General features: G+C 59.4%; 11 protein-coding genes. All 11 read left to right on the top strand.

Annotated elements, in window-relative coordinates; translation table 11 throughout:
• Positions 1 to 203: 203 nt before the first annotated feature.
• On the top strand, positions 204 to 734 hold the full coding sequence (locus JWQ89_RS16445) for a hypothetical protein (protein WP_299642718.1): 531 nt from the start codon (positions 204 to 206) through the stop codon (positions 732 to 734).
• A 188-nt stretch (positions 735 to 922) separates the two neighbouring features.
• Positions 923 to 1,135 (top strand): hypothetical protein, encoded by a 213-nt coding sequence (locus JWQ89_RS16440; protein ID WP_299642716.1) that lies wholly within the window; start codon positions 923 to 925, stop codon positions 1,133 to 1,135.
• Positions 1,132 to 1,380 (top strand): hypothetical protein, encoded by a 249-nt coding sequence (locus tag JWQ89_RS16435; protein ID WP_299642715.1) that lies wholly within the window; start codon positions 1,132 to 1,134, stop codon positions 1,378 to 1,380. Before JWQ89_RS16440 ends, JWQ89_RS16435 begins: the two co-directional genes overlap by 4 nt.
• Before the next feature lie 11 nt (positions 1,381 to 1,391).
• Positions 1,392 to 1,682 carry a hypothetical protein gene (locus JWQ89_RS16430; protein ID WP_299642713.1) on the top strand — a complete coding sequence of 97 codons (291 nt, stop codon included), beginning with the start codon at positions 1,392 to 1,394 and terminating at the stop codon, positions 1,680 to 1,682.
• Positions 1,679 to 2,083 (top strand): hypothetical protein, encoded by a 405-nt coding sequence (locus JWQ89_RS16425; protein WP_299642711.1) that lies wholly within the window; start codon positions 1,679 to 1,681, stop codon positions 2,081 to 2,083. Before JWQ89_RS16430 ends, JWQ89_RS16425 begins: the two co-directional genes overlap by 4 nt.
• A gap of 24 nt (positions 2,084 to 2,107) precedes the next feature.
• On the top strand, positions 2,108 to 2,320 hold the full coding sequence (locus tag JWQ89_RS16420) for a hypothetical protein (RefSeq protein WP_299642709.1): 213 nt from the start codon (positions 2,108 to 2,110) through the stop codon (positions 2,318 to 2,320).
• A gap of 385 nt (positions 2,321 to 2,705) precedes the next feature.
• Positions 2,706 to 2,894, top strand: coding sequence for a hypothetical protein (locus JWQ89_RS16415; protein ID WP_299642707.1), 189 nt, complete (start codon positions 2,706 to 2,708; stop codon positions 2,892 to 2,894).
• Positions 2,891 to 4,189, top strand: a complete 1,299-nt coding sequence (locus JWQ89_RS16410) for a hypothetical protein (RefSeq protein WP_299642705.1) — start codon at positions 2,891 to 2,893, stop codon at positions 4,187 to 4,189. Before JWQ89_RS16415 ends, JWQ89_RS16410 begins: the two co-directional genes overlap by 4 nt.
• Entirely contained in the window at positions 4,189 to 6,243 is a 2,055-nt protein-coding gene (locus JWQ89_RS16405) for a hypothetical protein (RefSeq protein WP_299642703.1), read from the top strand. Before JWQ89_RS16410 ends, JWQ89_RS16405 begins: the two co-directional genes overlap by 1 nt.
• 173 nt (positions 6,244 to 6,416) lie before the next feature.
• Entirely contained in the window at positions 6,417 to 6,743 is a 327-nt protein-coding gene (locus JWQ89_RS16400) for a hypothetical protein (protein ID WP_299642701.1), read from the top strand.
• 428 nt (positions 6,744 to 7,171) lie between these two features.
• Positions 7,172 to 7,582 (top strand): hypothetical protein (locus JWQ89_RS16395; protein WP_299642699.1); only part of this gene is annotated, 411 nt, incomplete at its 3' end.

Raw genomic sequence — 7,582 nt, 5'->3', positions numbered from 1 at the left:
AACGATCGATGGGTATCGACATGTCTGGCGCTTTCCTTGTTCGGTCGCTCGTTAACCGGGCTGCCTATTGACTGTCAGATTCAGCAGCAGAGCGATGCGAACCGTCAATTCTCTCAAAAACAGGGATGTGTTCGCTCGGCTCTCGGGATTAAGCGACAAATGAGGACGCAACTACGACCGAACGTCAAGACGGAGGCGGGGGAGTGAGTGATACCAGGCTAACCGATGCCGACATCACCAGGATTGAGCACGAATTTAACTACGCCTCCACTCGCGGATGGATCAGTGATCTGATCCTGAAAGATGCAAGGTTACTTTTCGTCGAGATCGCCGCCCTCCGCGCCCAACTCGCCTCCGCCACCGCAACCATCGCCGAGCAGCGATGGTTGATTGAGCAAGCCTGCGATGTTGCCCAAGGGCTCATCGGCAAGTTGACAGCCGCCGAAGGGCGGGAGGTGTCATACCGGAAGGCTCTAGAGGAAATCAGGAACATTGTTAGCCTTTGCTTTCCTGGCTCTACCAAGGACCGGGTAACGGCAATCGTAACTGCCGCCCTCGCCACCCCTGCCAACGGCGCGGAGGAGGTGCTGATGGCGGCAGAGAAGTGGTGCCGGATCACTCGTCAGAGCATGCCGCTTCAACCAGGAGAGACTCGGGCAGCAGAGGAAGAACTAGAAGCAGCCGTCGCCGCCTGGCAGAAGCGGGAAGGAGAGACCGATGGCGAATCGACGTAAGAGGACGTGCCCGAAATGCCCTACCTGCGGCCAGCCTCGCCATTGGGAGGTTATTCCTGGTGGTGGTATCAACGCCCGTTGTGTTTCCTGCGGGTACGTTGGTTGTTGGGACAATCTCGATATCGACCAGTTGGCGGGAGTCGTGGAGTATGCCGCCCTCTTGGGCCTGGCTGCGGCGGAGGTGACGGATGAAGGCGGGTGAGCACGTCTGGCTGATGTCCTATGGGGACGTAATCATTCAACGACGAATTGTCAGCGTCGGAGAGCTTCACGTTTACGTGACCACGGATGATGAGTACGACGCGGCTCTACGCGAAGATAGGGAGCCGGTTGCGATTGGCTTTCGTCTCAGTGAAGTTGTTGGAGTGGGTGACACCCTCAACATTGAGGCCCGCAAATGAGCGACCGCGCGACGTTGGACCAGATCGCTGTTATTCGGCAGCTCACCGATCAGTTGGCGGAGATGGATGAGCGGGTGAAGCGGTACATCGACTCGCATCCGGACGCTATCAACATCGTGATTACGATGCAACTGGGTGTGTGGCGCTGCCAGGGCCTCGTGCAGCAGTTGAGGCTGCCAGCGATTCCGCCCGCTCGCGATGCCGTCGACGAGGCCAGCGCGGAGGTGGGCGAGACGTGGGATTAGGGGGAGGGGTGATGAGTGAACAGCCAATCGCAGAGAAAACAGGTGCTGATCTAGCCCGTATTCAGGAAGTGGAACGGGCTGTTGATAACTTCGTGAAGGAATCGCTCATACCTGACGAGAATGTCAGCAGGGCGAGACGCTCATTCCGGTATGGGTATTATGCCGCGCTCGCCGCTCGCGAGGCGGAGGTGGGGAGACTGAAGGAGTTGATTAGCCGTAAGCCGTGGCCTGAGATCGGTAAATATGTCGATGACCTAAAAGCCGCGCTCACCACGTCACCGCAGGAAGGAGTTAATTCATGACTGGCTTGAATGATTTAGTTGGCAAAGTTGTTCAGTCTCTTTGGGTTGAAGAAGGCGAGCATAATCTGGTCATCAAGACTGATGGCGGCGACTGCAACCTTCATGTGGAAGGTGACTGCTGCTCAGAGTCCTGGTTTGCTGACTTCTTGGGCGTGGATACCTTACTCAATCAATCCGTCGTCAAGGTGGAAGAAGTCGAGATGCCCGACTACGACACCAATGATAATCGGGGTCGTCAAGATGAAGATCAGGTTTATGGCTACCGTTTCACGACAGCTAGGGGATATGCCGACCTGATTTTCCGCAACAGCAGCAACGGCTACTACGGCGGCTGGCTAAACGTTTCCGACAACCAGTCAATCGAGGGTTTTGTTCCAATTCTCTCAGACTGGAAGGCATAGACCACACACCGTAGGAGGCACCCGATGGCCATCACAGCACCCGTCGTGATCGACGTGATCGACCCTAGTGGGAAGAAGCACACGGTGAATGGTTGGGCGGCGGAGATCATTGAGCTGGTGCTGATCCGCCAGAATCAGATCAATGCGCTCAACCGTGGGCACGTCCATTGTGACTTCGGGCCGACCTCAGGGCTGTCGGCGGAGATCGCGGAGAATGTGAGAGGGGTGAGGAGGTAGAATAATGGAATGGTTATTCAGCTAACTCTTTTAGCTATTGGCGTGGTGGGCTTCCTCGTGTGGTGGTCCTTATGGAGTGACCGGGTAAGTGCTGACCGACGGTCTGTCATTGTCACGCTGTGGATAACGTATATGATTGTTGTCGCCTATGTGCTGGGGCCAGTGCCAAACTAAGTAGCCTATAACCCGCTTGCCCCTTGTGCTATCATAAGATTTGCAACCGACCTGACTCGGCACGAGCGGTCATCCCTCTTTGGGGTGACCGCTTTTTCGTTGCCTTGAAATAGTCATTCAACTAGGGAAACCAAGTGTGGCCAACGGACACGGAGGCGCTCGACCTGGGGCAGGACGCAAGGGGACCAAGGTCGTGGCTTACCAGGCGCGAATGCTTGAGCTTGTTCATAAGGCTGTCACGAAAGACGTTTGGTTAAACGTGGTCAAGACGGCGACGCAACAGGCTGAGCGTGGCGATAAAGACGCGCGCAACTGGCTCACCCCTTGGATACTGGGCGCTCCGCCGAAGGCACCCGAAGAAGGCGCGGATACCTCGATGGTCGCGAAGCCGGACCTATGACCACCATCAAACTCTCCGAGGTCGTCAACCCTTGGCCACGGCAGAAGGAGTTCCTGAATGCGACGCGGGATCACGAGTATACACTATTCGGCGGGGCTGCGGGGCCAGGTAAAAGCTACATATTGCGGTGGTGGCTCGTGGACCTACTCCTCAAGTGGGCTGCCGCCGGGCACGTTGGTGTGCGTGTTGGGCTCTTCTGTGAAGATTATCCTGCCCTCCGAGACCGACACCTCTCCAAAGTTAGAACCGACTTCCCCGCCTGGCTCGGACGCTTGAACGAGACGCAGCACGAGTTCCGGCTCCATCCTCACTACGGCGGCGGCGTGCTGGCGTTTCGGAACCTGGATCGCCCAGAGAAATACCAATCGGTCGAGTTCGCCGCGATCGCGGTGGACGAGCTGACGCAGAATCAGAGGGAGACATTCGATGTCCTTCGTGCTCGCAAGCGCTGGCCGGGTATTACTTTTAGCCCTTTTGCCGCTGCTACTAACCCTGGTGGCATCGGTCATGTTTGGGTCAAGCAGTTATGGGTCGACCGCGATTTTAGCGGGGACGATTCTCGGCTTGATCCTTCAAGTTTTGCTTTCGTTCCCGCTCGTGCTGGCGATAATCCGGCACTCCCTGAGTCCTACATCTCCACCCTCAACACCCTTCCCGAGAAACTGAGGAAAGCCTTCCTGCTCGGCGATTGGAATATCTTCGTTGGCCAATTCTTCGATGAGTGGGACAGCAGCCTGCACGTCGTCAAGCCGTTTGCGATTCCTAAGGAATGGCCGCGCTGGTGCGGGATTGACTACGGCAACGCCGCACCGATGTGCTGCCTCTGGCTGGCCAGGGCGCCCGACCGCACGATCTACGTCTACCGCGAGCTGTACGTGACCCGGTACACCGACGTCCAGCAGGCTCGCGCCATCCTCGAATTGTCCAAGGGCGAGCGCATCCTCTGGCGCTACGCCGATCCGTCGATGTGGTCGCGTGAGCCCAACGGAGTCAGCATCGCCCAGGCGTACACCGATCAGTTGTGCGAGATCGTCCAGGCGAACAACGACCGTCGCGCCGGCTGGCTCCGCCTTCGTGAACTGCTCAAGGTCGACGCCACGACGAAGAAGCCGCGGCTGCAAGTGTTTGAGACGTGCCCCAACCTGATACGGACGCTCCCCGGCCTCGTCCACGACCGGATTGACGTAGAGGACGTGGACACCGACGGCGAGGACCACGCACCCGACGCGCTGCGCTACGGGGGGATGGCCGAGGCACAAGCGCCGCAGCCCCCGACAAAAGTGAGGTTTGGCTGATGGCCCCTCGTAAGCCCGACGTCCAGGACGCCCTCATCGCATCCTCCGGCACGCTCGCCGAGGTCAACGACAGCACCAAGGTGCGCGAGCTCACCGGCATCGTCGACCAGTTGCGCGGCGACTTCAAGGCCAGGGACGACCTCCACAACTACATCGACGACATCCTGTTTTGCGCCAGTGTGCCCGATATTCCAGAGGCGTACAAGAAAACGGCGTTGGTGGTCCGTGCCCGACTCGCCATCAAGATCGCGACGATGGTAACGGCCGCCTTGTCGAAGAATCCGCCGACGACGCTCTTTCAGCCGGTGGGGTTCGGCACCAGCTACGAGGAAAACTCCAAGTTGAGGGAGCATTTCTTCGACGCCAGTGGGACGCGCCAGCAGGAAGAGGCGAAGGACCGGCTGTTCCGCAAGTTCATGTACTCTCTCGTCACCAAAGGCTCCGGCTGCCTCAAGACGGTCGAGCGGGCCAAGACGGCGTGGTCAGGCTACGGGAAGTATTCCAAGAAGCTCAAAGGTGAGCTGGAGAGCGAGAGCGCCGACGGCCCGTACCAGGGCCTCGACCAGGCGGGCAAGGATAGCGTGTACAACGCCAAGACCGAGGAGTACAAACGCGGTCAGCCGTACCCGATCCGCACCACCTACGTCCCGGCGAACACGTTCTACTACATCAAGGGCGACGACGGCATCACCTTCGCGGCTGAGGTCAAGGAAGTCACCTATACCGACAACCTTGAGAAGTTCGGCTATGCGCTGGACGGCCGCGGCCATATCGTACCGCAGGCGATGGGTCTGCCTTCGAATGGCTGGGCGCAGGTGATGGGGCAGAAGAAGACTCTACGCATGTTCGAGGCGTGGACGTGGGATACCGTCTACTACGTGATGATCGGTCCCGGACAGACGGCGAGTGCTGGCAGCAAGCTGGGATCCGGCACGCTCGTCAAGTCGCTCAAGCACCACTACGGGGATAGGGTCTGCAAGACATTGCGCGGTCCCTACTTTCACGCTTTGGGCACAACGACCGACTCGACGCTGCCCGATCGGGCGGGGTTGAGCATCCTGTACCCCTACCTGGATTTGTTCCCGCTGCTCGACAGCCTTCTGACGATAAGGGCCAACGCGGCGTTCTTTACCGGATTTCCCTCGTTCAAGCGCACCCAGAAGCCCGGCGCCCTCCTGCCGCCCGCACCCTACGGCCAGGATCAGGCGGACGTGGACGGAGGGACCAGTCAGGTCGTGCCCGGCACGATCTATCCCTACGATATCGAGCCAATCCAGATGCCGGCGGCGGGCCAGGACTTCAACGCCTTCGTCAACGAAGTGCACCAGATGGTGCAGGACGCCTTGCCCGAAGCGGCGCAGGGCACCGGGCCGGCGACCAGCGGCTACGATACCAACCAGCGAGCCTATATGGCGTCCTTGGCGTGGGATCCGATCGTCGACAACGCCCAGATTGCGCTTAGTGAGCGGGTGAGTTTTGAAAGCTGGTTGATCGAGAACCGGATCAAGGAAAGTGTCACAGTCTGGGGCGAGAACCCTCCGGATCAGAAGCGGCGTGGACGTAAGGATGGCTGGCTGACGCTGAGTGACGAAGACCTGAAGGGCGTCCACCGCTACCAGATCCGCCTCAACCCAGAGACACCCTCCAACCGCATCATCGAGATCCGGACCCACGAAGAGTTGCTCAAGATGGAGTTAGAGTCGCGCGAAGACGCCATCACCGAGCTGGGCGGCAACCCGGAAGAGGTTGAGCGGTCCTGGCTGCTCTACAAGCTGAAGCAAGACCCGGCGATTCAGTCGAAGTTGAGAGATCGCACCTTCGCCCAGTTGGCGACGATCGACCAGAAAGCGATGACCGGCTCGCAGGCGGTCGCGCAGATCGCGCAGCCGGGGCAGCCGGCCCCTCCAGACAACCAACTCGCAAATGTTTATCAGCCCGGGCAGAATGGAGTACCGCTGGTGCCAACGCCGGCCGGTTCTGTGGCGGGTGCTCCGAGTGGCGTCCAGCAGCCACCGCCGAACGCGCAGCCGTTGCCAGGGCAAGGAGGAGGATAGATGACGAAGAGACTACCTGGGCTGTGTTTCATGTGCCAACGGCCTATCAACAGGCGACGGAAGGACAAGCAATCCACAATAGTTCCAGGCAAGGGCAATCTCTTTATCTCAGAAGCTTGCTCAGGCTGTTGGGAGACAGTCGAAAGAGTCTTTGCTGAGAAGGAAGTAGCCTAATGCCCCGCGAGCACGTCTTTGAGCAAGCATCCTCCGACCTCGCCCAATGGCTCGACGACACGGCGACTCAACTCGCCGATAGCCTACGAGGCGGTGGCCGGGCGCCCTTCGCCGCGAATGCGAGCGAGAGCCAGAAAATGCACTACTACGAGCAAAACCTCTTCAACCCGGACGGCTCGCCCAACGTGCAGCAACGGATGGCCGAGCTGCATCGGTTGGGCATTACGGAGTACACCAAGATGCTGGCCGAGGTCACGAAGACGCGACAGGATCGGGTGAGCGGGACAGCGTTGCTAGGTGCGGAGGGCGACAATGGGGCTATGTAGGGACTGCAAGTGGTGGCTACGTCAAGATAGAGATATCGGTGTGTGCGAACGTGCTGAGGTGAATGATTCTAAGCTCCAGCCGTGGCCGCGCGAGTACGGGGATGACGGCGAGACGACCCTAATTAAGACGATGGCGGACTTTGGCTGTGTTCAGTTTGAGGAGAAAGCCCAATGAACACCATCTGTCCGTTTTGCGAGTACCCACATTCGGTGGAAGTGGCTACGGCGGATGTAGATGGCCGTGCCTGCGCTTCGTTCAAGTGCAACAAGTGCCAGGTGCGCTGGCTCTCTTTTGACCCGGTTGCTGTCGGTCGCTTTATGGCGTGGCTGCGAGAAAACCCTTCGCCGACACCGAGCCCGGCATACCACGAAACGCTCGTACCTACCCGATGATCTTAGCACCGACTCCTGACCCCGGAGGATAACCGATGGACCAGAGCAACTACGTAGGCCAGACCGGCGCCGGCTACGTCGTCGTCAAGGGCGGCCAGGTCGTCGGCACCTACCCGACGCAATCTGCCGCCGAGCAGGCGTACAACGGCGGTGGTGGAGGCGGGGCTGCTCCGACGAATAATGGCCCGGTCTACCAGACCCGAAACGGTCCGCGCACGCTCCAGCAGATGACGGCAGAGCTACAAAGCGCTGGCGGTAACCAGGATCCGAGCAACCCGGACGCCGTCTTTGCGATGTATCAGGGTGTTGACCCCAATGGCGTCGGCGGCGCGGCTGGCGCAACAGGTGGCAACACCGCTGTCAATATCGCCGCGGCCAATGCTGCTGCTGCAATAACCTACCAGACCGGCATTATCGCCGGCATGTCCGACCGCCTTGCCTTCGAC

It is taken from the genome of Devosia sp. (genome assembly GCF_028290645.1).
Lineage (GTDB): Bacteria > Pseudomonadota > Alphaproteobacteria > Rhizobiales > Devosiaceae > Devosia_A.
Note: the sequence above shows the minus strand (reverse complement) of the source record. Positions and strands in the feature narration are given on the sequence as shown.